Origin of the sequence: Patiriisocius marinistellae (genome assembly GCF_009014635.1) — a bacterium.
GTDB classification, from domain to species: Bacteria; Bacteroidota; Bacteroidia; order Flavobacteriales; family Flavobacteriaceae; genus Patiriisocius; species Patiriisocius marinistellae.
The window spans coordinates 106,573-131,557 of sequence record NZ_BKCF01000001.1 but is presented as its reverse complement, the minus strand read 5'-3'; the positions used below and the strand labels follow the sequence as shown (position 1 = coordinate 131,557).

At 33.8% G+C, this 24,985-nt stretch carries 29 protein-coding genes; 21 read left to right on the top strand and 8 right to left on the bottom strand.

Going from position 1 to position 24,985, the window contains the following annotated elements; genetic code table 11:
* Positions 1-16: 16 nt before the first annotated feature.
* From GB234_RS00635 to rpmA, 5 genes are all read left to right on the top strand, one after another.
* Positions 17-1,339, top strand: a complete 1,323-nt coding sequence (locus GB234_RS00635) for a gliding motility-associated protein GldE (RefSeq protein ID WP_151892575.1) — start codon at positions 17-19, stop codon at positions 1,337-1,339.
* Positions 1,339-1,890: a gliding motility lipoprotein GldD gene (gldD, locus tag GB234_RS00630; protein WP_151892574.1), complete on the top strand. Its 552-nt coding sequence runs from the start codon at positions 1,339-1,341 to the stop codon at positions 1,888-1,890. Before GB234_RS00635 ends, gldD begins: the two co-directional genes overlap by 1 nt.
* Before the next feature lie 78 nt (positions 1,891-1,968).
* The gene (locus tag GB234_RS00625) at positions 1,969-2,841 is read left to right on the top strand and encodes a DMT family transporter (protein WP_151892573.1); all 873 of its coding nucleotides are present in this window, start codon (positions 1,969-1,971) and stop codon (positions 2,839-2,841) included.
* 244 nt (positions 2,842-3,085) lie between these two features.
* The gene (gene rplU / locus GB234_RS00620; RefSeq protein WP_151892572.1) at positions 3,086-3,784 is read left to right on the top strand and encodes a 50S ribosomal protein L21; all 699 of its coding nucleotides are present in this window, start codon (positions 3,086-3,088) and stop codon (positions 3,782-3,784) included.
* A 39-nt stretch (positions 3,785-3,823) separates the two neighbouring features.
* Positions 3,824-4,087, top strand: coding sequence for a 50S ribosomal protein L27 (rpmA, locus tag GB234_RS00615; RefSeq protein WP_151674773.1), 264 nt, complete (start codon positions 3,824-3,826; stop codon positions 4,085-4,087).
* 130 nt (positions 4,088-4,217) lie between these two features.
* Here the strand turns inward: rpmA and GB234_RS00610 are convergent, their stop codons facing one another.
* From GB234_RS00610 to GB234_RS15015, 4 genes are all read right to left on the bottom strand, one after another.
* The gene (locus GB234_RS00610; protein WP_235906032.1) at positions 4,218-4,451 is read right to left on the bottom strand and encodes a hypothetical protein; all 234 of its coding nucleotides are present in this window, start codon (positions 4,449-4,451) and stop codon (positions 4,218-4,220) included.
* Positions 4,452-4,649: 198 nt separating this feature from the next.
* Complete coding sequence (locus GB234_RS00605; RefSeq protein ID WP_151892571.1) at positions 4,650-5,315, bottom strand: DNA-binding response regulator; 666 nt, start codon at positions 5,313-5,315, stop codon at positions 4,650-4,652.
* Positions 5,316-5,323: 8 nt separating this feature from the next.
* Positions 5,324-7,228 (bottom strand): tetratricopeptide repeat-containing sensor histidine kinase, encoded by a 1,905-nt coding sequence (locus GB234_RS00600; protein ID WP_151892570.1) that lies wholly within the window; start codon positions 7,226-7,228, stop codon positions 5,324-5,326.
* Between the two features lie 51 nt (positions 7,229-7,279).
* Positions 7,280-7,426, bottom strand: a complete 147-nt coding sequence (locus GB234_RS15015; RefSeq protein WP_172966819.1) for a hypothetical protein — start codon at positions 7,424-7,426, stop codon at positions 7,280-7,282.
* Between the two features lie 341 nt (positions 7,427-7,767).
* Between GB234_RS15015 and GB234_RS00595 the strand changes: the two genes are divergently transcribed.
* A complete protein-coding gene (locus GB234_RS00595; RefSeq protein ID WP_151892569.1) occupies positions 7,768-8,436 on the top strand; it encodes a hypothetical protein in 669 nt (222 codons plus the stop codon).
* Between the two features lie 77 nt (positions 8,437-8,513).
* Positions 8,514-8,849, top strand: coding sequence for a hypothetical protein (locus tag GB234_RS00590; RefSeq protein WP_151892568.1), 336 nt, complete (start codon positions 8,514-8,516; stop codon positions 8,847-8,849).
* 124 nt (positions 8,850-8,973) lie between these two features.
* Here GB234_RS00590 and ahcY read toward each other — a convergent pair whose 3' ends face one another.
* A complete protein-coding gene (gene ahcY / locus GB234_RS00585; RefSeq protein WP_151892567.1) occupies positions 8,974-10,284 on the bottom strand; it encodes an adenosylhomocysteinase in 1,311 nt (436 codons plus the stop codon).
* Positions 10,285-10,531: 247 nt separating this feature from the next.
* On the opposite strand from ahcY, the gene GB234_RS00580 reads away from it, so the two are divergent.
* From GB234_RS00580 to GB234_RS00545, 8 genes are all read left to right on the top strand, one after another.
* Positions 10,532-11,161 carry a 4'-phosphopantetheinyl transferase family protein gene (locus GB234_RS00580; protein ID WP_151892566.1) on the top strand — a complete coding sequence of 210 codons (630 nt, stop codon included), beginning with the start codon at positions 10,532-10,534 and terminating at the stop codon, positions 11,159-11,161.
* Positions 11,162-11,171: 10 nt separating this feature from the next.
* Entirely contained in the window at positions 11,172-11,870 is a 699-nt protein-coding gene (locus tag GB234_RS00575) for a phosphoglycerol geranylgeranyltransferase (RefSeq protein ID WP_151892565.1), read from the top strand.
* A gap of 88 nt (positions 11,871-11,958) precedes the next feature.
* Positions 11,959-12,219: a thiamine-binding protein gene (locus tag GB234_RS00570; protein WP_151892564.1), complete on the top strand. Its 261-nt coding sequence runs from the start codon at positions 11,959-11,961 to the stop codon at positions 12,217-12,219.
* On the top strand, positions 12,203-12,835 hold the full coding sequence (pnuC, locus tag GB234_RS00565; protein ID WP_151892563.1) for a nicotinamide riboside transporter PnuC: 633 nt from the start codon (positions 12,203-12,205) through the stop codon (positions 12,833-12,835). The genes GB234_RS00570 and pnuC overlap by 17 nt, the downstream gene beginning before the upstream one ends.
* Positions 12,796-13,362 (top strand): AAA family ATPase, encoded by a 567-nt coding sequence (locus GB234_RS00560; RefSeq protein WP_151892562.1) that lies wholly within the window; start codon positions 12,796-12,798, stop codon positions 13,360-13,362. The genes pnuC and GB234_RS00560 overlap by 40 nt, the downstream gene beginning before the upstream one ends.
* Position 13,363: 1 nt before the next feature.
* The gene (locus GB234_RS00555) at positions 13,364-14,893 is read left to right on the top strand and encodes a DUF4301 family protein (protein ID WP_151892561.1); all 1,530 of its coding nucleotides are present in this window, start codon (positions 13,364-13,366) and stop codon (positions 14,891-14,893) included.
* On the top strand, positions 14,893-15,297 hold the full coding sequence (gene arfB, locus GB234_RS00550) for an alternative ribosome rescue aminoacyl-tRNA hydrolase ArfB (RefSeq protein ID WP_151892560.1): 405 nt from the start codon (positions 14,893-14,895) through the stop codon (positions 15,295-15,297). Before GB234_RS00555 ends, arfB begins: the two co-directional genes overlap by 1 nt.
* A 365-nt stretch (positions 15,298-15,662) precedes the next feature.
* Positions 15,663-17,846, top strand: coding sequence for a TonB-dependent receptor (locus tag GB234_RS00545; protein WP_151892559.1), 2,184 nt, complete (start codon positions 15,663-15,665; stop codon positions 17,844-17,846).
* Between the two features lie 122 nt (positions 17,847-17,968).
* Here GB234_RS00545 and GB234_RS00540 read toward each other — a convergent pair whose 3' ends face one another.
* Positions 17,969-18,400: a hypothetical protein gene (locus GB234_RS00540; RefSeq protein WP_151892558.1), complete on the bottom strand. Its 432-nt coding sequence runs from the start codon at positions 18,398-18,400 to the stop codon at positions 17,969-17,971.
* A 213-nt stretch (positions 18,401-18,613) separates the two neighbouring features.
* Between GB234_RS00540 and greA the strand changes: the two genes are divergently transcribed.
* Both greA and GB234_RS00530 read left to right on the top strand, forming a co-directional pair.
* Complete coding sequence (greA, locus tag GB234_RS00535; RefSeq protein WP_151892557.1) at positions 18,614-19,090, top strand: transcription elongation factor GreA; 477 nt, start codon at positions 18,614-18,616, stop codon at positions 19,088-19,090.
* Between the two features lie 11 nt (positions 19,091-19,101).
* Entirely contained in the window at positions 19,102-19,491 is a 390-nt protein-coding gene (locus tag GB234_RS00530) for an HIT family protein (RefSeq protein ID WP_151892556.1), read from the top strand.
* On the opposite strand, the gene GB234_RS00525 is transcribed toward GB234_RS00530, so the two are convergent.
* Positions 19,486-19,836, bottom strand: coding sequence for a hypothetical protein (locus GB234_RS00525; RefSeq protein WP_151892555.1), 351 nt, complete (start codon positions 19,834-19,836; stop codon positions 19,486-19,488). The two genes, GB234_RS00530 and GB234_RS00525, sit on opposite strands and share 6 nt — an antisense overlap.
* A complete protein-coding gene (locus tag GB234_RS00520; protein WP_308645049.1) occupies positions 19,833-20,870 on the bottom strand; it encodes a sensor histidine kinase in 1,038 nt (345 codons plus the stop codon). The genes GB234_RS00525 and GB234_RS00520 overlap by 4 nt, the downstream gene beginning before the upstream one ends.
* A gap of 222 nt (positions 20,871-21,092) precedes the next feature.
* On the opposite strand from GB234_RS00520, the gene GB234_RS00515 reads away from it, so the two are divergent.
* From GB234_RS00515 to GB234_RS00500, 4 genes are all read left to right on the top strand, one after another.
* Positions 21,093-21,926 (top strand): flavin reductase family protein, encoded by an 834-nt coding sequence (locus GB234_RS00515; RefSeq protein ID WP_151892553.1) that lies wholly within the window; start codon positions 21,093-21,095, stop codon positions 21,924-21,926.
* Positions 21,927-22,036: 110 nt separating this feature from the next.
* Positions 22,037-22,420: a DUF3127 domain-containing protein gene (locus tag GB234_RS00510; RefSeq protein ID WP_151892552.1), complete on the top strand. Its 384-nt coding sequence runs from the start codon at positions 22,037-22,039 to the stop codon at positions 22,418-22,420.
* Between the two features lie 98 nt (positions 22,421-22,518).
* The gene (aat, locus tag GB234_RS00505) at positions 22,519-23,163 is read left to right on the top strand and encodes a leucyl/phenylalanyl-tRNA--protein transferase (RefSeq protein ID WP_151892551.1); all 645 of its coding nucleotides are present in this window, start codon (positions 22,519-22,521) and stop codon (positions 23,161-23,163) included.
* Positions 23,164-23,249: 86 nt separating this feature from the next.
* Positions 23,250-24,977, top strand: a complete 1,728-nt coding sequence (locus GB234_RS00500; RefSeq protein WP_151892550.1) for an agmatine deiminase family protein — start codon at positions 23,250-23,252, stop codon at positions 24,975-24,977.
* The last annotated feature ends 8 nt before the right edge of the window (positions 24,978-24,985 follow it).

Here is a 24,985-nt window from a genome sequence, read left to right as displayed (position 1 = left end):
CCAACGTTAAAAAATTGTGGACATAGAACCTCCTAGTTTATATTTATTAGTACTTACTTCAGGGATAATTGTTTATCTCGTTGCATTAATAGTATTGCTTATTTGCTCAGCAATGATAAGTGGTGCTGAGGTTGCATTCTTTTCTTTAACTCCAACAGAACTTGATGTTGAGGATGAAAAGATGGCTCCAAAAAAACTCCAGATAGTAAAGAAACTTCTTGAGCGTCCTAAAAAGTTGTTAGCTACCATTCTCGTGGCTAATAATTTTATAAATATTGCAATTGTATTGTTATTTGATTCTATTGGAGAAGTTTTGTTTGCGAATTTAAACCAAGTTTATTTTGGAATAAATATTCGATTTGTTGTTGAGGTAGGTGTTGTAACTTTTTTAATATTACTTTTTGGAGAAATTTTGCCTAAAATTTATGCTAGTCGTAATAGTATGACTTTTGCATTGTTTATGGCAATGCCGCTAAAGGTACTAGATTTTTTATTTACTCCTATAAGTATGCCCATGCGTGCGGTTACTATTTATATTCAGGAAAAATTTGGTAAACAAAAGTCAAACATAAGTGTTGACCAATTATCTCAAGCATTAGAGCTTACTGATGAAACTGATACAACACACGAAGAGCAAAAAATATTAAAAGGAATTGTCACTTTTGGGAATACAGATACTAAACAAGTGATGAAAAACCGCATGGATATTTTTGCGCTTAATCAAGAGTTGTCATACGCAGAAATATTACCTCAAATTATTGACAAAGGCTATTCTAGAATACCAGTGTTTAGTGATAGTATTGATAATATTACAGGTATTTTATATGTCAAAGATTTAATGCCACACATTGATACAAAAGCTCTTGAGTGGAATACGTTAACACGTAAAGCATACTTTGTTCCAGAAAATAAAAAGTTAGACGATTTGCTTAATGAGTTCAAAACAATGAAAATGCACCTTGCTATTGTTGTTGATGAATATGGAGGGACTAGTGGCTTGATTTCGTTAGAAGATATTATTGAAGAAATAGTAGGAGAAATAAGCGATGAGTTTGATGATGAGGATTTAGTTTTTTCAAAATTAGATGACAATAACTATGTATTTGAAGGTAAAACGCCGCTAAAAGATTTTTATAAAGTAATAAGCCTTGAGGATACTTCAGTTTTTGAAAGTTCAAAAGGTGAAGCTGAAACTGTTGCAGGATTTCTTTTAGAAGTTTCAAAAGGATTTCCAAAGAAAAACGAAATAATAAGTTTTGAGCATTACGCGTTTACTATTGAAGCGTTTGAAAACAAACGTATCAAACAAATTAAATTAACCATACGCCCACAGCCTTAATGCGTTATTTACTTCTGCTTTCTGTTTTTTTAATAATCGGCTCTTGCGGTGAAGATGTCACGGTAAAACCCAATGCAAAATTACGCTTGGATTATCCAGCTCCCACATACACTATAACAAATACGGGTTGCGATTATAATTTTTTGCTTAATGATAACGCAAGTTTAATACCTGGTCGCAATTGTGGTGCTATGGTAGAATATCAACATATGAATGCAGGTGTTTATTTGACGTACCAAAAAATAAAAAATCAAAACTTAGATTCTTTGTTATATGATGCTCAAAAACTAGCCTATAATCATGATATTAAAGCACAAAGTATTCCTGAGCAGGTTTTTGAAAATCCAGATAATAAAGCGTACGGTATTTTTTATAGCATTAACGGTAACGCTGCTTCTCAAGGACATTTTTATTTGACAGATAGTGTTAATAATTTTATCACTGGCTCATTATACTTTGAAGCAAAACCCAACTTTGATTCCATCTATCCAGCTGTAGTTTATCTACGAGAGGATATAAAAGTTATGATGGAAACAATGGAGTGGGAGTAATCCGAAATATTAATTTAATGCTACCGCATTCCCAAAATTTAAAATCATCTTTGCATTTCAATTTTTTAAATCAAAAAAGTGAAAAGCATTGAGAAAAAGTGGATTTACCTTGCCGTACTTTCTGTAGTTTGGGGTAGTTCATTTATACTTATTAAAAAGTCGCTTATTGGATTAACACCATTGCAATTGGGAGCTTTACGCACACTCTTTGCGGCTACTTTTTTATTGTTAATTGGATTTAGATACCTAAAAAAAATTAAAAAGCATAAATGGAAATGGATTGCTATTTCAGCATTTTTAGGAACGTTTATTCCAGCTTTTCTATTCGCATTTGCCGAAACCGAAATTGATAGCGCAGTAGCTTCCATTTTAAATTCTACAACACCTATTGTCACACTCATTATAGGCGCCATCATTTTTAGTATTAGCTATACCCGCAACCAGTTATTTGGCGTAGTCGTTGGGCTTTTGGGAAGTTTGTTGCTTATTTACGCAGGAGCAGATGTTAATCCTGACCAAAATTATTGGTACTCAAGTCTCGTTATCGCCGCATCATTATGCTATGCTTTTAACGTGAATATTATAAAAAGACATCTACAGGAAATTCCAGCAATGTCAATTGCGGTGGGTAATTTTGTTGTTTTGATACTTCCTGCTTTTACTGTGTTGCTGTTTTCTGGATTTTTCTCAAAAGACTTGGCTAACGACGCTGAGTTGCACACATCACTTGGGTATTTAGTTATTTTGGCCGTAATAGGTACAGGTGTTGCAAAAGTGATGTTCAATAAATTAGTACAGATGAGCACGCCAGTTTTTGCAACTTCGGTCACATACACAATTCCTATTGTGGCTTTGTTGTGGGGGATGCTCGATGGAGAACATTTTACCTTATTTCAAGGCTTTGCCACGGGGATTATTTTATTGGGAGTATTGCTTACTAACAGGAAATAATTGATGTTTTTCTTCGGAAATTTCAAGGGTTAACTATAATTTTGTTGTTTAAAATTTCAGCAGAAATAAAAAGGATAAGTTACATTTCCGAAGCTATAATTATACATCTTTTGTAAGTGCTTTGTTTAATAGGATTTAACGATTAAATTTTAGCGAATAAAGTGTTTGTTTTTATGTGAATTACAATTATATTTGCACCCGCTTTAAAATGAAGCGAGATTATTAATTAATTAAACGTTACGCTATGTACGCAATTGTAGAGATAGCAGGGCAGCAATTTAAAGTTGCAAAAGACCAAAAGGTTTTTGTTAATCGTTTATCAACTGAAGAAGGTAAAACTGTAGAGTTTGACAATGTTCTTTTAGTAGGTGATGGTGACAATATTACCCTTGGCGCCCCGGCTATAGACGGAGCTCTTATAGGAGCAAAAGTCCTAAGACACCTTAAAGGTGACAAAGTTATTGTTTTCAAAAAGAAAAGAAGAAAAGGTTACCGTGTAAAAAACGGTCACAGACAAGCTCTTTCTGAAATTGTTATTGAAAGCATCGCAACTTCTGGAGCTAAGAAAAAAGCAGCTCCTGCGAAGGCTAAAGCAGCCCCAGCTAAAAAAGAAGAAGCTAAAAAAGACGCTCCAAAGGCTGAAGCTAAAGCAGCTCCAGCAAAAAAAGCGGCTCCAAAAAAATCTACTAAGGCAGATGACCTTAAGAAGATTGAAGGTGTAGGACCTAAAGCTGCTGAGGCAATGGTTGCTGCAGGATTAGATACTTTTGCAAAAGTAGCAAAAGCTAAACCAGAGGCTATTGAAGCAATTTTAGCTGAAGCAAGTTCTAACTTAGCACATTTAGTTGCTAACACATGGCCAAAGCAAGCTAAATTAGCTGCAGATGGTAAGTGGGACGAGCTTAAAGTATTACAAGACGAATTAGACGGCGGAAGAAAATAATCTAACGCTAAAGTTTAACTAAAATAAAACCTTAAAATTATGGCTCACAAAAAAGGAGTTGGTAGTTCGAAGAATGGTAGAGAATCAGAATCAAAACGTCTTGGCGTTAAGATATTTGGTGGACAAGCTGCTATTGCAGGGAACATTATCATAAGACAAAGAGGTAATACACATCACCCAGGTGAGAATGTGTATGGTGGAAAAGACCACACGCTTCACGCAAAAGTGGATGGTGTTGTAAAATTCACTAAAAAGAGAGATAATAAAAGTTACGTAAGTATCGTGCCTTTCGCCGAAGCATAAGGAATCTCTTACCTTTGACAAACAAACCCCAACCGATTATTTCGATTGGGGTTTTTGTGCGTTTACTAAGTGGCTTTATGCCTTTTTATTTCTGCTAACTTTAGTGTTACTGAATATTTAACACATCTTTTCAATCTTCCCAGCCACAAAGAGATCTACCACTCTCTTTTGCAGATGTTATGGTTACTTCTTTTGTTGGTTTTTTACAAGCATTTAGTCCTCGGCAATTTTTCTTTAAATGATATTTAGAGCTTGTAGTGGAATTACAGATGTAGACTGTCTTTTCAAAAGTTGTTGTGAAGCTAAATGCAAAAATCGCAGTAGTAACTGCTAATGTGGTTATTTTTAGTTTTGATAAATCCATATGGTGTTTTTTACATTTTAAATGTAAACTAAAAATAAAACTCCCTTACGAAAAACTGTAAGGGAGATAAATAGCTTTAACTCCCCAATTAAAGAGCTATTTTTTATTGATTATCAAACCTACAATAAATTAAAAACCCCACCTTACGGGTTTCCGTAGGGGTGGGAATTTTATTATACTTATGTGTTGATTTATTAATTAGATAAGTTTAAGATTTTTTGCCATCATTACTAAATGGATCGTTGTTTTTGCGCCAAAATCAACACGTAAATCCTTTAAGCGTTTTTCTATACTGCTACGACTACTTGGACTAATTTTATGTTTTTTAAAATATTGTTCAATTTCTTCTTGAGAATAACCATCTGCTAAAAGCGACAATAATTTGTTGTCATAATTGGATACGCTAAGCACCTTCTTTTTTTTAAATTGGCTTTCTATAGCTGGAGACATATATGTTTCGCCATTATATATTTTTTGTATTCCAGTTGCTAAATTTTTTAAACCCCATCTATTTTTATCAACATATCCATTTAAGCAGCCAGTTCCCCACAATTCCTTAACTCTTTTTGGATGATCATCTACACTAAAAACAATAACTTTTAAATCTGGTTGTTCTGCGATTAACATTTTTATCAACTCTTTTCCAGTGGTTATTTGGTCTTTCCTATGGCTCTTTTTAAAGCTAAGATCACAAATTAGCAACTCATAAGGTTCTTTATCATATTGCGCTTTTTTAAATTTTACTAACGCATCATCACAATATTGGCAATGGGCTACATTTTTAATATTTAAATCTTTTAACATGGTAGCAATCCCTACATTTATACTATCAATGTCTTCAGCAACTAAAACTTTTTTAAACATTTTTCTATTTATTTTAAAGGAATAGTCCATACACAGGTAAAGCCATTATTTGGTTCACTTTCAAATATACAGGTTCCGTTTATTGAAATAATACGGTTTTCCATATTCGCCATTCCATGTCCTTTGTTCTGGTCGTTTAAAATTACTCCAATACCATTGTCCGCATAATTAATTTGTAAAGATGTTTGTCGTTCTTTAAAGCTAATTGCAACAAGTGATGCTTTACTGTGTTTTTTCATATTAGTCATCAACTCTTGCAATATTCTTTTAAGATGCTGTTTGTTTTCTTCTGAAATTTTAGTCCAATCCACTTCGTTAATTCCATTTAAAATTAATCGTTCATTTTCAGATAAATATCCTTCTATAAGATTTGATAAAGTAGTTGAGAAATCTTCATTAGTAATTATTGAAATAGTTTCTCTATTAATGTCTCTCGTTCGTTCATAGATGTTTTCTAAAGCATCCACATAATCAACAGGAATATTTGCTTGTTCCATTTGAGCCATTATATTAAATATGTCACTGGCAAGTTCGTCATGGATTCGTTTAGAAAAATGTTGTTGTGTTGCAATGCGCTCTTTTAAACGTTGTTTCTTATAACGTTCTCGTAAAATATAATAAAGCGCAATTATGGTAATAAATAATATAAAAGATATAAAACCTATGATGTACTTTTTGATTTTCTCTTCAGCAATAATAGTTTCTTGTTGTGCCTTTTCGGTTAATAACAAACTGTTTTCAAGAGAGATTTCGTCTGTCTTATATTTGAATTTCAAATACTCTGTGCGTTGTTTTGATGTTGCTATAGCTATACTGTCTCTAAGATGTAAACTACTAAGAGCAGCAAGTTTTGTGTTTTCTGGGGTTTCTAGTGCTATAAGATATGATAATGCTTCAATTTGGGCTTCTGGGCTATTAATAATTTTAGACAGGTTAAAAGCGTCTTTTGCAAATTCCAAAGATTTTTCTCTGTCTTTTGCTTGGTAATATTCCGTGAGATGTATAGTGCTTGCAAAGAGTCCGGTTTTGTCATCGTCTTTTTGCCGTAGTGCATATGCTTCTAATAATTCGGTCAATGCATTAGGTTCTCCTATTTTAAAGTTAGCATATCCTAGGTTGTCGAGTATTCTGGACGTTAAATAGGTGCTGTTTTTAACTTCAGATTCTTGTAACAATGCTGTTAATAATTTTCGGGCTTCATTATATTTTTGCTGTTTCATTAATACAACGGCTTGATTTTGTATCAATGAAACAATAATTTTTTGGTTGTTTGTACTGGATATACCCCGATCATACCAACTTAAAGCTTCATCAAATTGAAACTGCTCCTTGGAGGCTCTTCCTAAACAATTATAAAGCCAGGCGCTATTGCCTTTCGGATTGTGTTTTGCATATTTAAGGCCTTCAAGAGCAGATTTTTCTGCACCTAAAAAGTCACCTAGATCATTTTGGATGTTAGCGATCTTTTCAAAAACATAGCTTAATTTAAGGCTGTCTTTGATCGTTTTGTATGGTCTAATGGCTTGGAGATAATTTGAAACAGCTAATGTTAAATCTCCTGTTTTACTATAGTATCGACCTAATTTATCATGAGAGCGAGCAATATGAAAAATATCATTTAATTGGTTTGCTTCAACATTTAGGAAAGTTGCTTGTTCAATAGCATTTTTATAATCTTTAGAATTTCCGAAGAGCGTACTCTTTCTGGAAATTGAATTTAGGTATAAAGAGTCTTGCTTATTTTGTATTGAGATTTCCATGGCTTTATTCAAATATTCTATAGCCAATGGGATGTTTTTTTTATGTTGTTTTGCGAGATTTTGATAATGAGAAATACTATCTGATTGCCCATAACTCATAGAGCAAAAGCATATTGTAGAAATAAAATAGAGGGATAGAATAATGTCTTTCATCCCTCTAAATTACAAAATGATTTAACTAGGTTGTAGCCTAATTACTAACAATCATTCATCTGTTTCATCCTCGTTGTCGTTACTATCCTCGCCTACAGTCTCTTGAGGGTCTATATTGTTTTCGATGGCTTGCGGGGTACAGGATATAAAACTACTGTTTAGAATGAGCATAATTAAAATAGAAAATATAATTTTCATAGTGTATAAAATTTAAAAATTGAACAATAGAAATGCTGTAAAAGCGTAGCTTGTGCTTTAGTTGTTTTGTAACATTTCGTGAATGAGTGAAAACTCAATTTGTGGGAAGTTGAAATCATCCTGCGACTACTAATGCTACTTCCCGGTGGCAATTTGCGGGTCGCAAGAAAAATTTCAGAAAATGAAAATAGGGTTACACCTTTTTAATTTTTATAGGTGAGATATAATTTTCACAGTGCTAAATACGGAAGAATTGGAGGCTAGTCTTTGGATAGAAATTGGAAAAGAATGTCCAAAAAGGCTGTCCAGAATTTGTCCATAATCTGTACTTTTAAATCAGTATGGAACAAATAGCAAAAAATCTTATTAACGAAGCTTTGGCAAAGGCAGCAGCCGAAACTTTAAATAAATCATTAAATGGTCAAGCGGAACATGTAGAAATGCAATTAATGGAATTGTATCGATGTCCTATTTCGGCTAAATCCTTAAAACGATATTCAAAAGGAGAAGGAACGCCAAAACCCGAAGTATTAAAAGCACTCTCTCAATATATTGGTTATGATGATTTCGAATTATATATGAAAAGCCATAATGGCGCCAACAAAAAACAATTGAATAATGACTTGGAGCCCAAACAAAAGGCACCGAATAAATCGGCTATTTTGTTGTTTGTTTTGGTAACAATATTAACAGTTTCATTATGTTGGAATTTCTTCGGGAATACGAGATTAGAATGTATGGTCTGGAAAGATAATCATTATGAGAAAACAGCATGTTCTGGTGCACGTTTAGAAGTTTCTTTTAATGAGAAAAAGCTTGAAAATTTTAAAAAAATTCAAGTTTGTGATGAAACAATATTTTTTAAAAATAACAAACCGGTTATTTGGTATGATAAAACCAATAAGGAACTTTCTTATTTTTCAATCCACGGAATCCATCCAGAAAATGGAAAAACGTTAAAACCTATTACTCAAACTATAATTGACAAGTATGTTGTTGAATGTGATTGAAAGCTATTTTTTGAAGAGGTTATTATATGTATGTGTTAGTTCAGAAATTACTATTTTAGTGGTTTAAGCCAACCATCATGAAAAAACAAGTAATCTTTCTATTTGCGCTAATTTCAATTCTATTATTTACGGAAACCTTAATTGCCCAAGATATTACTCAATATGATTTCTTAGAAGTTATCGTTGTTCAAAAGGCAAATAATAGAGGTAAAGTAAAACGCATAAGAGTTGAAGAGCAAGAATCTATTAAAGGAAAAAACATAACTGTAGATGCTATTGAAGATTTAGAAACAACGGCACAATTGCTTAATTATATGAATAGAGCAAATTGGGAGTTCCTTGATAGGCAGGCCATTGTCTCAGATGATAATGATCCTGTATGGATGAGTTATATTTTTAAAAAAGCTAAATAGAATAAAAACAAAAAAACCCTTACATTTCTGCAAGGGCTTTAATGGATTCTGAATCTAGTTCAGAATTTCAGTATTTAATATTTCCGAAGAAAATCAAAGTCAAAAAAATAATCTTAAATTTTGACTAGTATCTGTAATATTCAGGTTTAAATGGACCTTCAACCGTTACACCAATGTACTCAGCTTGGTCTTGCTTTAATTCGGTAAGCTCAACACCTATTTTTTCCAGGTGTAAACGTGCTACTTTTTCATCAAGATGTTTAGGTAACATATACACTTCGTTGCCATATTTATCAGCGTGGTTCCATAATTCGATTTGTGCTAAGGTTTGGTTTGTAAATGAGTTGCTCATTACAAAACTTGGGTGACCTGTTGCACAACCTAAATTTACTAAACGTCCTTCCGCTAGAAGAATAATGTCTTTTCCACCAAAAGTATATTTGTCAACCTGAGGTTTGATTTCGTCTTTTGTAGCGTTTTTGTTTAACCACGGCACATCAATTTCATTATCAAAATGCCCAATGTTACAAACAATAGTTTTGTCTTTCATTGCTTCAAAATGCTCTCCGCGAACGATGTCTTTATTTCCGGTTGTAGTAATTACTACATCAGCAGTTTTTACAACATTCTCTAATTTTTTAACTTCAAAACCGTCCATTGCAGCCTGTAATGCACAAATTGGGTCAATTTCTGTAACTGTTACGATTGATCCTGCACCTTTAAAAGAAGCAGCAGTACCTTTTCCAACATCACCGTAACCACAAACAATAACACGTTTTCCGGCAAGCATTACATCGGTAGCACGGCGTATTGCATCAACAGCACTCTCACGACATCCATACTTGTTGTCAAATTTAGATTTTGTAACACTATCATTAATATTGATAGCTGGCATTGGTAATGTTCCATTTTTCACACGTTCGTATAAGCGGTGAACACCAGTAGTAGTTTCTTCAGATAGACCATTGATCCCAGCAGTTAATTCTGGGTATTTGTCTAAGACCATATTTGTTAAATCTCCACCATCATCAAGAATCATATTTAAAGGCTTACGATCTTCACCAAAGAAAAGCGTTTGCTCAATACACCACTCAAATTCTTCTTCATTCATTCCTTTCCACGCGTAAACGGCAGTTCCGGCAGCAGCAATTGCAGCAGCTGCTTGATCTTGTGTAGAGAAAATATTACAAGAAGACCAAGTAACTTCTGCACCAAGAGCTTGTAATGTTTCAATTAAAACAGCAGTCTGGATAGTCATATGCAGACAACCTGCAATGCGAGCGCCTTTTAAAGGTTGCTCATTTTTATATTCTTCACGCAAAGACATTAAACCTGGCATTTCTGCTTCGGCAAGCTCAATTTCTTTACGTCCCCATGCTGCAAGGGAAATGTCTTTTACTTTGTTAGCTGTGTAAGGTACTGTGTTTGTTGACATAAAAATTATTTAATTATATTCCCGCACGAGCAGGAAACTTATTAATGTGTATACTATATTTTAGTATTTTCTTTTTCTAGCTTTCGCGAAAATGAGCCTAAAATGAAACTGTTACTGTTTCATAAAACAACCAAACCTGCAAAGCCACCTTAATTCTAAATTTATTCGCTATTTTTATAGGAACAAAAAAGGTTCAAATTTCTTAAAATTTCGGACTGCAAAAGTAAGCAATATCTCTTAGAAAATCATGCCTCTTTACAAAACTATAACACTACAAGATAATACTAACCTCCTCATTTGGAAGATAGAAGAATCTTTTGATACATTAGCAAAAGGAATAATACTTACAACGCATTGTCAAAATAGAGTTGATGGAATGAAAAGTGATTTACACCGGCGCGGTTTTATGAGTGTACGTCATTTATTAGCCCAAATGAATTACACAGACCATGATTTATACTACGATGATAATGGGAAGCCACATTTAAACGACGGTAAACATATTTCTATAACTCATAGCTACAACTTTGCCGCGATAATAATAAGCACTACAGAAGTGGGTATTGATATTGAAAAACAGCGTCCTAAAATTATTAGAATTGCCCATAAATTTACACCGCTAGAAGAATACCGTACGCTGGCAAATGATGATGCCATCATGCGTAAATTAACCATAGTTTGGGGAGCAAAAGAGTCACTATATAAAAGCTTTGCAAATCCAGGAGTTAGTTTTTTAGAAAATATTTATGTGGAAGATTTTAGGCTAGATGCAACGCAAACTAAGTCAACAGTTTCATTTAATGGTGATAGTGAAACTTACGATATATTTTTTGAAGAATTTGAAGAGTTTACATTAGTGTATGCGTTAATTTCTTAAAGTAATTATAATGCGTAGTTCATTTCAGTATAAAAACTTAATTAGGCAAATTGAGGAAGGCAATAAATTATTAGCAATATTAATTGACCCAGAAAAGTTTGATATTACAACTTCAGAAAAATTTTTAAAAATTATTCCTAAGCAAACAACACATCTTTTTTTAGGTGGAAGTACAGTGCCTGAAAAATTAATGGAACGTTTAATTGATTCGTTGAGAATGCATACAAAGTTACCATTGATTATTTTTCCAGGAGCAGCAAGTCAAATTTCAGAAAAAGCAGATGCATTATTGTTCCTTTCGCTCGTTTCTGGAAACAATCCAGAATATTTAATTGGCCAACAAAAGGCTGGTGCAGCTCAATTACTAAAAAGCAAACTCGAAGTCATTCCTACGGGTTATTTGTTAATAGATGGTGGAAGTGAATCTGCAGTTGCAAATGTGACAAATACACTTCCTATGCCCCAATCAAATATTGAGGGTATAGTACACACAGCATTAGCGGCCGAGTTGATGGGCGCTAAAAGTATTTATCTTGAAGCAGGAAGTGGTGCAAACATTCCTGTTTCAGCTCAAGTTATTAACGCGGTAAAACAAGTTTTAACAATTCCGTTAATTGTTGGAGGTGGTATCCGCACAGCAGAGCAAAAGAAATTGTCGTATGATGCGGGAGCAAACATGGTAGTGATGGGAACGGTATTTGAAGCGTAGCGTACTTGGGTGATTTTCAAACTTAATTTATATTCTCCAGTCAATTTTTCTACCTTTGATTCTTAAAATTTAGATACTTTAAGCTTTTATGGATATTTCGGTAGAATTGACATTGACTCCTTTACAAGATGATTACGAACCTGCTATTATTGACTTTATTAAAAATTTAAGAAATTCAGGTTTAACAGTTTTGGAAAACCCTTTGAGCACACAGGTGTATGGTGAATATGATGCTGTAATGCATGTGCTGCAAAAAGAAATGAAAGTAGCACTAGAAGCTGTGGAGCGTGGACTGCTTTATATTAAAATTGTAAAATCAAATAGAAGCGATTATGAGCCTCATTTTTGATTTCCTCTTTGGTCAATATGCCGAGTATGAAACGTACCAAATAGTTTTAGAATCTATTGCTGTTTTTTTTGGATTAATTTCTGCAATATTTTCATGGCGTAATAGTATTTGGGTATATCCCACAGGGATTATTAGCACTTCAATTTTTGTTTATTTACTTTGGCAGTGGGGTTTGTTAGGTGACTTAATAATTCAAGGATATTATTTTATAATGAGTATTTATGGTTGGTATATCTGGACACGTAAAGTAGCGCCAGAAAAGCATACACCAATTACAAATGCTACATTAAAAGACCACAAAACGGCATTATTAATAAGCGGCGTTGCGTTGCTAGGTGTCTTTGTTGTTTATACTATATTTGATAAATGGAATAGTTGGACTGCTTATGTAGATACCTTAACTACTGCAATTTTCTTTGCGGGAATGTGGATGCTTGCAAAGCGAAAAGTTGCTAACTGGATGTATCTTTTAGCAGGAAATATAATAAGTGTTCCGTTGTATTTCTACAAGGGTTATACATTGAGTAGTTTATTGTATATTATATTTATAGGCATTTCAATTTTAGGATATCGAGCATGGAAGAAACACTTAAACAGCGACCAAGTAATTGCTTGAAAATTGTAATGTTTGGTCCTGAGTCTACAGGCAAAACAACTTTGTCAAAACAGCTTGCTAAACACTTTAAAACCCAATGGGTGCCAGAATATATGCGCACTTACTTAGAAGCAAAATGGGAGAAGTATAAGGAAACAATAGTTAAAAATGATTTATTGCCTATTGCTAAAGGTCAAATAACTTCAGAAAATAAATTGGTTTTAAAATCAAATAACGTACTCTTTTGTGATACCAATTTATTAGAAATTGAGGTCTATTCTAAATATTATAACGATGGTTTTTGTCCTTCGGAAATTTCCGAAGCATTTAAAACACATACCTATGACTTTTATTTTTTAACAGATATTGATGTTCCTTGGGAATTCGACAAATTGCGAGATAGACCCGATGAAAGAGAAAATATGTTTCGTATGTTTGAAAATCAATTAATCAACTACGACCTCCCATATATTACACTGAAAGGTTCAAAATTACAACGTTTTGAATTTGCAGTAAAACACATTAACAAACTGCTCAATAAAAAATAACATGTTTACAAAACAAGATTTGCAGGATCTAGAGGTTAGAGGATTGAATGAAAATGCAGTAAAAGAACAACTTAATACATTTAATAATGGAGTTCCATTTGCCAAAATTGTTACCGCAGCTTCAATAGGCAATGGAATAGAAGTACTCGATGAAAATGCTCAAAAAGAAAGTGTAGCATACTACGAAAAAAATAAAGCGGGATTAGATATTATAAAATTTGTTCCTGCGAGTGGTGCTGCAACCCGAATGTTTAAATTTCTCCATGAATTTTTAAGCGATTACAATGAAGAAGAAGAGGTTTTACGCGATTACATAAAAGTTAATAAACTAGATCAACTCAAGTTGTTTTTTGACAACTTAAAGGATTTCGCATTCATTTTAGAACTTAGAAAAGCAATACGAAAAAAATATCCAGATTATAAGCAATCAAACAGAGGTCAACGCATGAAAATGCTAGTAAAAACAATGCTTAGTAAAAAGGGGCTTAATTTTAGTAACTTACCTAAAGGTCTTATTCCATTTCATCGATATACAAAATTTGTAAAAACAGCTTATGAGGAGCAACTATTTGAAGCGACACAATATGCTTTTGCTCATGATACTGCACATTTACATTTTACATTTTCACCAGAACATTTAGAGTTTTTTAAAAATGAATATGAGCGAGTACAAAACAGAATTACCAGTAAAACAAAGATAAAACTAAAAATATCTTACTCTTTTCAATGTGACAGTACAAAAACCATAGCAGTAGATAATGAAAACATACCCGTTCGTAAAGATGATGGAAATCTTTTATTGAGACCGTCTGGGCATGGGGCATTGATTAAAAACCTAAACAACGTAAATGCAGATATTGTTTTTATTAAAAATATTGATAATGTTGCTGCTGAGGAATATTTAAGAGAAATAGCATTTTACAAAAAAATGCTTGCAGGAAAATTATTGCAATTACAGAAAAAGATATTTTCATATTTGCAAATTATCATAGAGCACAATGTAACTGATGAAAATCTAGCAGAAATGAAAGCATTTTTGTGGAACGAACTTTACATAAGAGAAAACCCTGAGACCCCAGCAGGAATTGCGGGAGTTCTAAACAGACCATTGCGAGTTTGTGGAGTTGTCAAAAATACTGGAGCACCTGGAGGTGGTCCTTTTTGGGTACGAAACAAAGAAGGCAATATGTCGCTTCAAATCGTAGAAATGTCCCAAGTAAATATTGATGATACGTCGCAAGCTAGTCTAGCAAAAGAGGCAACCCATTTTAATCCAGTAGATATTGTTTGTGCAACAAAAGACTATGAAGGTAATTGCTTTAATTTGGCTCATTTTGTTGATGAGTCAGCCTCCTTTATCTCAAATAAAACCTTAAATGGGAAACCTATAAAAGCTCTTGAACTTCCGGGATTATGGAATGGCGCAATGGCACGATGGAATACTGTTTTTGTAGAGGTCCCGCAAAGCACTTTTAATCCAGTAAAAACAGTTAATGATTTATTACGTAATGAACATCGTCCTAATGCATAATGAATACTGAACAACTTTTAAAAGAGGTTACTTTTAAGGCAGTTCGCAGTAGTGGGCCTGGTGGACAGCACGTTAATAAAACATCTAGTAAAGTAGAAGTATCCTTAAACATAAGTGTATCTAAAGCTTTCTCGGAAACCGAAATAAACAGACTCGAAGTAAAGTTAGCCAACCGAATTTCCCAAGAAGGAATTCTTACTTTATCTTGCAGTGAAAGCCGAAGCCAGCATCGCAACAAAGCTTTAGTTGTTCAAAGATTGATAGTTTTATTGGAGAAAAATATTAAAATTCCAAAAAGGCGAAAAAAAACAAAACCTTCAAAGGGAGCTATTGAAAAACGTATTAAAGCAAAGAAAAATAATGCTTTAAAAAAAGTAAATAGAAAACCACCCCGTATTGATTAAAAAATTATAATTAATTTTTAATCAATTTCTGTTTTACATTTCAGAAACCCTTCTATCTTTGTGCCACATCTCAAAGGGGTGCTTTTTTGATAGGAGATTAAAGATAGTACATTGGAGATTATTGAGCTAATAGTTCAATAATTAAAAATTAATATCATTAAATAAATATTTTTAAGGCTGAGATTATACCCGTAGAACCTAGAACAGGTAATGCTGTTTAGGAATGATACTGTCGCATCGAGCGCAGTCGAGATGTAATTATAGTCGAGAAATCTTCAAAGGTCTCGACTGCGCTCGACTAGACACATTTTAATTTTAATAAAGAATAACGCCCCTTTTATTCGTCACAAATAACCATTGTACGAATGAAAATTATTGCAACATCTTTTTTTGTATTGCTAGGTATGTGCTCAATGAATGCACAAGTACAGCAACAAGTTCAAGATTCAACAAAAGTTGAAAATCTCGAAGAAGTTTTAATCCAAAGCATACGTGTTAAAGCAGATTCTCCCATTACACACTCTAATCTTGATGCGGAGGATCTAGAAGCTCGTAACTTAGGACAGGACATCCCCTATATGCTAAACTATTTGCCTAGTGTTGTTACAACAAGTGATGCTGGCGCTGGTGTGGGTTATACATATATGCGAGTGCGCGGAAGTGATGGGTCAAGAATCAATGTGACTCTCAACGGTATTCCATTTAATGACGCAGAAAGTCAAGGAACATTTTTTGTCAATTTACCAGATTTCACATCATCTGTACAAAGTTTACAATTACAGCGTGGTGTAGGTACTTCTACAAATGGTAGTGGTGCTTTTGGTGCAAGTCTCAATTTACTTACAGATGCTGTAAGTGAAAATGCCTACGGCGAGATTGCAAACTCTTTTGGGTCTTACAATACTAGAAAGCACAATGTAAAATTTAGCACAGGTAAATTAAGTGACCATTTTGAAATTTCGGGAAGGCTTTCAAATATTCAAAGTGATGGATATATTGACAGAGCCACATCAGATTTGAAATCCTATTTCCTACAAGGAGCTTACGTAGATGACAACACCTTGATAAAGGGGATTATATTTGGTGGGCGTGAAGAAACCTATCAAGCCTATGAAGGAATAGATCTTGCTACACTTGAAAGTGACAGAAAATTTAACCCAGTAGGTCAAATTTTTGATGCCGATGGAAACTTTGAAAGATTTTATGAAAACGAAGTTGACAATTATGCGCAGGATCATTATCAGTTGTTGTGGAATGAGCGTATTGATAATAACTGGAGTACAAATCTCTCTTTAAATTACACTTATGGTAGAGGTTATTTTGAGCAGTATAAAAATGATGAAGATTTTGATTTTTTAGGAGCTACTCCCATTACAATTAATGGAGATGAAATTTCATCAACAGACTATATTCGTCGTCGCTGGTTAGATAATGACTTTTATGCTGTAAACGGTAATGTTAATTATAAGGATTCTAAAGTTGATATTTCGGCAGGTGTTTTTTATAGCTATTACGATGGTGACCATTATGGCGAAGTTTTATGGAGTGAATTTCCTATAGGGTATGATTATGAAGAAAGGTACTATGAAGGTGTAGGGACAAAAAATGAATTAAGTGTTTTTGCAAAAGCAACTTATAAAATTAATGATAAGTTTAGTGTATTTGGAGATTTACAAGGTCGTTTTTTACAGCATAGAATCTCTGGATTAACAAGTGATAGAGATCCATTAAATGTATCTGTTACATATGATTTCTTTAATCCTAAAGCAGGAGCATCTTTCGAATTAAACACAAATAACCAATTCTATTTTTCTTACGGAAGAGCTAACCGAGAACCCCGCCGAAGTGATTTTGAAGAAGGCATTTTTACCGCAGAGCGTTTAGATGATTTTGAATTGGGATGGCGTCATGGATCTAAAGATTTCAAAATAAACACTAACTTATTTTACATGAAATATAAAAACCAATTAGTAGTATCGGGTATAGATGATGTGGGGGCTTTGTTACGAAGTACAAGTGGTAATAGTTATAGAGCAGGTATTGAAATAGACTCTGAGGTTAAAGTGCTTGATAAATTGTATGTACGTCCTAATGTAGCGTTGAGTATCAATAAAAATAAAGACTATTTTTTTCAAAGAGATGGTGAATTGCAAAACCTTGGCAACACAGATATAAGTTATTCGCCTGCTGTAGTTGCAGGAAATATTATAAGCTATAATCCTATTAATAATTTAGAATTTTCATTGTTGTCAAAATACGTAAGTGAACAATTTATGGGTAATATTGACAGTGATGTTTCAAAACTAGACGCCTATTTTGTGAATGATTTTAATGTAGTGTATCGCTTGACAAACATTCCTGTTGTAAAAGAAATAGTATTTTCTGGATTAGTAAATAACATTTTCAATAATGAATATGTATCAAATGGCTATTTCTTCACATTTGATGATGATTTTAGTGTCCCAGGTGAAGTTACAACAGTAGAGGGAGCAGGGTATTACCCACAGGCTACGACAAACTTTTTAATAGGGGCAACGGTAAAATTTTAGAAAGCAGTTTTTTTTCAAGTCAGAAAATGCCCTTTTGTATATTATAAAGGGCATTTCTATTTTTAGGATTGAAATAGAATATGTTCCACCCTTAAAATTTCCGAAGAAAATAGTGTGCCGTTTTAATTTGTAATTCGCAGTGTATTTCCATTCTTTACAATGCGGTACTGGGTCATGGGAAATAAATTTTCATCTGTTTGATGTGAGCCAGTTACAACATCATAGGTGTTTCCATCCCCGCAAGAACAACTCGTAATTATGCCATTGAGTGTCATGCGTGAGCATGTACTTGGTGGATGATTAGGGTCTGTCAACTCAAAGGCAGTATATAAATCATTATTTACATTATAAACAACCACACCTTTTGTGCCTTGAGTGGTGGTTATGAAAGAACCTCCTGGAAAACGCAAATTATTATATTCTGGTAAATTGAGGTTAAGGCTGAGCTGTACAAATGCGTTAGGATAATTAGGATTATTCTGGTTTATCTCGTCATCAGATTTGCATGCAAATAATGTTGCAATAGCCATAATGGTTAAAAGTATTTTTTTCATAGGGAAGCGATATTTACGCAAAGCGAAATTATAAAAAATTACGCAACTGTTTATTTTTTAGTATATTTGTTAGGCAAATCCCGTAATCTATGGGATTTTTCTATTCCTGCCCGCTGGTTTATAATTAATAGCTAGAGGCGGGTTTCTTGTTCTAAGGTCACGACAGAAAATGATGGAGACTTTAGGATTATTAAAAACTAAAACGAAATTAAAATGAGTAAAGTATCTTATTATACAGATGAAGGTTTAAAAAAACTAAGAGCAGAATTAGCTCAACTTAAAGACATTGAACGCCCTAAGGCATCAAATGCAATTGCAGAGGCTCGTGATAAAGGAGATTTAAGTGAAAACGCAGAATATGATGCAGCAAAAGAAGCACAAGGAATGTTAGAAATGCGTATTTCAAAACTTGAAGAAGTAGTTGCTAATGCACGTGTTATTGACGAGTCGCAATTAGATACATCAAAAGTGTTAATTCATTCAACGGTAAAAATAAAAAATCAATCAAACGGCACACAAATGACATACAAATTAGTAGCGCAAAGTGAAGCCGATTTAAAAACAGGAAAAATATCTGTAGATTCTCCTATAGGTAAAGGTCTATTGGGGTGCGAAGTGGGTGATGTAGCAGATGTGGTTGTGCCTGCGGGAACGATGAAATTTGAAATTTTAGAGATTTCAAGGACTTAAATTAATTTAATATGGCCACAATTTTCACTAAAATTATAAATGGAGAAATACCTTGTTACAAAGTTGCTGAGGATTCAAAACACATAGCCTTTTTAGACATAAATCCTAATGCAAAAGGACATACTTTGTGTATTCCTAAGGAAGAAACCAATCGTATTTTTGATATGGGTGAACAAGCATATTTGGAATTAATGCAATTTTCAAGAAAAGTAGCAATTGGTTTAGAAAAAGCAGTTTCTTGTAAAAGAGTTGGAGTGAGTGTTGTCGGTCTTGAAGTTCCTCATGTACATGTGCATTTAATTCCATTAAATGATATGAAAGAAATGACTTTTCAACATAAAGTTAAAATGACAGAGAATGAGTTTATAACTCTTGCTAAAAGTATTAACTCTAAGCTATAGCGTACTTAAATAAATAACTCCGTAAGCTAAGGCAGCTACAGCAACAATACATATTAAAATTATTATATATCCCAATGAAGTCAATCTTATAGATGTCTTTTTTGGGATTACTTGTTTTTTATTGTATTCATAAACACGCTCAATATTATCATCCCAACTTACTGGAAATATTTGAGTGTTACAGCTTGTGCAGTAAAGTTTTTCAATAATATTCTTGTCTGCTTTTGAATAAAGTTTTTTAGAAGTTTCTTCTTGAGTAAATGAAAATTCTAGTCCATTGTTTGCAAAACAAGTGGGACAGTTATTTTTAATTTTAGCGGTATGTAGTGTATGATTTGTGGTCATATGGTATCACTTAATTTAATAGCAATTAAAAATGTAGTTCCTTCTTTAGGGTTGCTTTTAAGTACACGTATTTTTCCATTATGGTATTCTTCAACAATACGCTTAGCGAGTGATAGTCCTAATCCCCATCCTCTCTTTTTGGTTGTAAAACCTGGAGTGAATATTTTTTTGTGATTACGCTTAGGAATTCCTTTTCCAGTATCAGTTACATAAACAAGGGCATTATCACCTGTCATTTCTACAACCACACTAATATCTCCTTTTCCTTTCATAGCGTCAATCCCATTTTTTACAAGATTTTCAATGGTCCAACCAAAGAGTTGACTATTAAGATTTACATAGATAGGGTTTGTAGGAACTTTAATGCTAAAATTGATAAGTTTTGAACTTCTACTTTTAAGATAATCGTAGGCATCGTGAGTTTCAGCTACGATATCTGTTTTTTTAAGCTTTGGCATCGAGCCTACTTTTGAAAACCTATCTGTAATTATTTCTAACCGTTTAATGTCTTTATCCATTTCTTCAATATATTCTGGATTGACATCTTCACTCTTAAGTATTTCGGTCCACCCTACTAAGGAAGAAAGTGGTGTGCCTATTTGGTGAGCCGTTTCTTTAGCCATACCCGCCCAGAGTTTGTTTTGTTCGGCAGATTTTGCTGTTTGATTAAAGTAATAAATAGCAATGCTCAGCAATAATAAAATAAGAATAAGTATAGCTGGATAATATTTAAGCTTGTTAATTAATGGCGAATTTCCGTAGTAAATAGTCTGAATGATTTGTCCGCCATATTTAATTTCTAAGGGTTTATACTCAGATGTAAACTGGGCAATTAATTTCTCTCTTTTTTTTAAATTATTAAACGTTAGTGAGTCAATGTTTCTTGAGTCATATTCATTATCACTATGACTATACCTTACCATTGGGGTTGTAGTATTTCCTTGAATTACTCGTAGGGCTGTTTCGCTAAGGTTTGCATTAATATCAACTTCAGATGATGCGATTTCTTGTTGTGCTGCTGCCCAAATTTGCATTTTGGTACGTTCATTATTTTTTAATTGGTTAAAAAAAGTAAATGTGTTCCAAAGAATAAGGCTAATTATTATTACCGAACTAATTAAAAAAACAATTCGACCAACCGAGGCATTTTGCTGCATAACTGTAAATGGTTAATATGATAAATATAATGTAAATATGTTAATATTATTGTGTGCGTCTTATTCAAACCCCACACGGGTTAGTGTATCTTTGTAACAATGATAACAATAGACCCAAAACAAGTTTCAACTGCTCAATTACACGGCTATATGCTAGGAGCAGTTGCACCAAGACCTATCGCTTTTGCAAGTACTGTAGATGCAAAAGGTAATATCAATTTGTCACCATTTAGCTTTTTTAATGTCTTTAGTGCAAACCCGCCAATAATGATTTTTTCACCAGCAAGGCGCGTTCGGGATAATACTACTAAACACACATTAGAAAACGTGCTTGAAGTTAAAGAAGTTGTCATCAATATATGTAACTACGCAATGGTACAACAAATGTCGTTAGCCTCTACAGAATATGCACAAGGAATAAATGAATTTAAAAAAGCAGGATTTACCGAGCTTGCTTCTGAAACGGTACAACCTCCGCGCGTAGCAGAGGCACCTGTACAATTTGAGTGTAAAGTAAATGATGTTGTTGCATTAGGAAACGAAGGTGGTGCGGGAAATTTAGTTATTTGCGAAGTTTTAAAAGCACACGTAAGTGAAGCCATTTTAGATAGCGATGGAAAAATTGACCCAGTAAAACTTGATGCAGTTTCAAGAATGGGAGGCAATTGGTACGGGAGAGCAAAAGAAGGTATGTTTGAAGTCCCTAAACCACTTTCAACCTTAGGAATAGGTATTGACAATTTGCCAGATGCCGTTAAAAACAGTAAAGTATTTACGGGTAACGATTTAGCGATGCTTGCAAATATTGAAACATTGCCTAACAACATTATAAATGGCATTGAAATTGACGAAACTATCCACGAGGAAGTTCAACAATTTTTATTACTAGATGCTGTTGAAAAGGCATGGCAAAAATTAATCAAAACAAAATAATAGCGTACATTCGCATTTATATATAACGGGGAAAACCCTACATTAATTAATTTAAAACGATTGCCATTAAAGTCATTAAAACAAAGGCTTACGATGGAAAATTACAGATTATGGAAGTACAAGGAAAAGTAAAACTAGTTGGAGAAACACAAACATTTGGCAGCAATGGTTTTCGCAAAAGAGAATTGGTTGTAACTACAGAGGAGCAATACCCACAGCATATTATGATTGAGTTTGTGCAAGATAAAACAGACTTATTGAATAGTGTTGCGCCAGGACAAGATGTAAAAGTAAGCATCAATTTAAGAGGTCGTGAATGGTTGGACCCAAAAACAAATACAAATAGATATTTTAACTCTGTTCAAGGCTGGAGAATTGAAAATGTAAGCCAAGGGGCGCCTTCTGGAGCAGGAATGCCACCTATGCCACCTGCAGATGCCTTTGAGCCAGTGAGCGATTTAAATGATAATCAAGAAGACGATTTGCCTTTTTAAAAGGCGTTTTTAAATTTTATAAATCCCGCATTATTGCGGGATTTTTTATTTTAGCAACAAGCTTTACTCCACATTCACTTTTAAAATTACATTACCTAATGTATTTAATTGATAACATATTTTGGTTTCCACACCCAAGTCAAGCAAACGAAGACGGTATTCTAGCCGTGGGTGGAGACTTAACCATGGAGCGATTATTGTTGGCTTATAACTCTGGAATCTTTCCTTGGTACGAAGATAACCAGCCTATATTGTGGTGGTCACCAGACCCAAGAATGGTGTTGCTTCCTTCGGAAATGAGAATTACAAAAAGCCTTAAGAGAACTATTAAAAAGGAAGTTTTTAAAGTCACTTTTAATACAGCTTTTCCCGAAGTCATAAAAAATTGCGCAACAATAAAAAGAGATGGTCAAGGTGGTACTTGGATTACAAATGCTATGAAAAATGCATATATTAATTTACACAAAAATGGTAAGGCAATGTCGATTGAAGTGTGGCAGGATGATGAATTAGTGGGCGGACTTTATGGGGTGGATTTAAAGGACAAAAAGGTATTTTGCGGGGAGAGTATGTTTAGTAGAGTAAGTGACGCTTCAAAAGTGGGGTTTTATTATTTAGCGCAATACTTGATTGAAAAAGACTACAAAATTATAGATTGCCAAGTCTATAATGAGCATTTAGAATCCTTGGGTGCGTATGAAATTTCAAGAAAAGAATTTTTGACTTATCTCAATGGTGAGTAGCGTTCAGGCGTTAAATTTCTCATATTAATATCCTATTTTGTACTATTGTTTCTAAAGTTTTCAGAACTTTATAAAAAATTCATTTTATGAAAAAGATTATACAACTACTTCCAGTTGCTTTAATATTACTTATTTCAAACATCACATTTGGTCAATTACCAAGTTACATTTCCGAAGCAGAACAAGGGCTTGTAGCAGATTTTCAATTTTCTACAACTAGAATGACACCTCCGCCAGCGGTGCCAGTGCGTGCTGCTGCTGAGTGGGAAGAAGTTGAATATTTAGTGGTGACTTGGGAGTCCAATTTTCAAGGAATTTTACGTCAAATTGTCGCTGCTGGAGTAGAAGAATGTAAAGTAATTATTACAACTCAAAATCAAAATAACGTTGCAAATTATTTAACAAGCGGAGGAGTAGATTTGACAAATGTAATCTTTATGGATGCAGATTGGGATAGTATCTGGATTAGAGACTACGCTGGAAATACAGTTTATGAAAACGAAGTAGGCGAGCGGGGATTGACAGATTGGATTTACAATAGGCCAAGACCAAATGATAATGTAGTGCCAGAAGCACATGCAGCATTATTGGGATTACCTATTTATATTACAAATACAGGTACAAACGATTTAGTAAATACTGGTGGAAATTATATGAGTGACGGTCTTGGAAACGCTTTTGCTTCTGAGCTTATTTTAGAAGAAAACGAACCTGGAAATCCATACGGTGTATCACCAAAAACCGAAGCTCAAATAGATCAAATTATGGGAGATTATATGGGGATTCAAAACTATATAAAGATGACCCCTATGCCGTTTGATGTTATCAATCATATTGATATGCACATGAAATTGCTTGATGAAGAAACATTAGTGTTGAGTAGTTATCCAGAGGGTGTTGCAGATGGTCCTCAGATTAATGAGAATATTGATTACATATTAGACAACTTTCAAACACCTTTTGGCACACCATATAAAATTAAACGTATTCCTGCACCGCCAAGTACAAGTGGCGCATATCCTGATAGCAACGGGTCTTATAGAACATATACTAATGCATTGTTCTTAAATAAAACAATTTTAGTGCCTACATATAGAGAAAATGTAGATACACCAGCATTAGCATTATGGCAAGAAATGATGCCTGGTTACAATATTGTAGGGATTGATGTTGACAATCCAGGAGAAAATTTAATTTCATTAGTTGGAGCAATTCATTGTATCACCCATACTATTGGAGTTGCAGACCCATTGTGGATTGTACATCAGCCAATTACTGAATCTGTTGAAAATACGACCATAACAATTGAAGCTTCTATAAAACACAATAGTGGTATTGCAAACGGAACTATTTTTTGGAGAGAAGAAGGAGCTGTAGATTTTACCCAAACAATGATGACTAATGCAGGAAATGATATTTGGACGGCAGACATTCCTGTTGTAGCAAATAATGTGGAATACTATATTTCTGGGACATCAAATTCTGGTAAATCTTTGGCAAGGCCAATTGTTGCTCCAGAGGGTTTTTGGACCGTTCAAGTAGGGCAGCTTTCTACAAATAATTTTCTAAAAAATGCGATTGCAGGTCCATATCCTAATCCCACTAATGGAGATGTTACCTTTAAAATGGGTAACCTTAGAGGAAACATAACAGTTACTATAACAAATATTCTTGGGCAGGAATTATATAGTAATACTCTTGAAAACGGGAATGGGACTATTATTTTAGACCTACAAGATGATTGGAACGGAACATTGTTTGCAACGTTTATTGGTGACTTCGGAAAAGTGACTAAAAAAATACTTAAGTACTAAACTCTAAA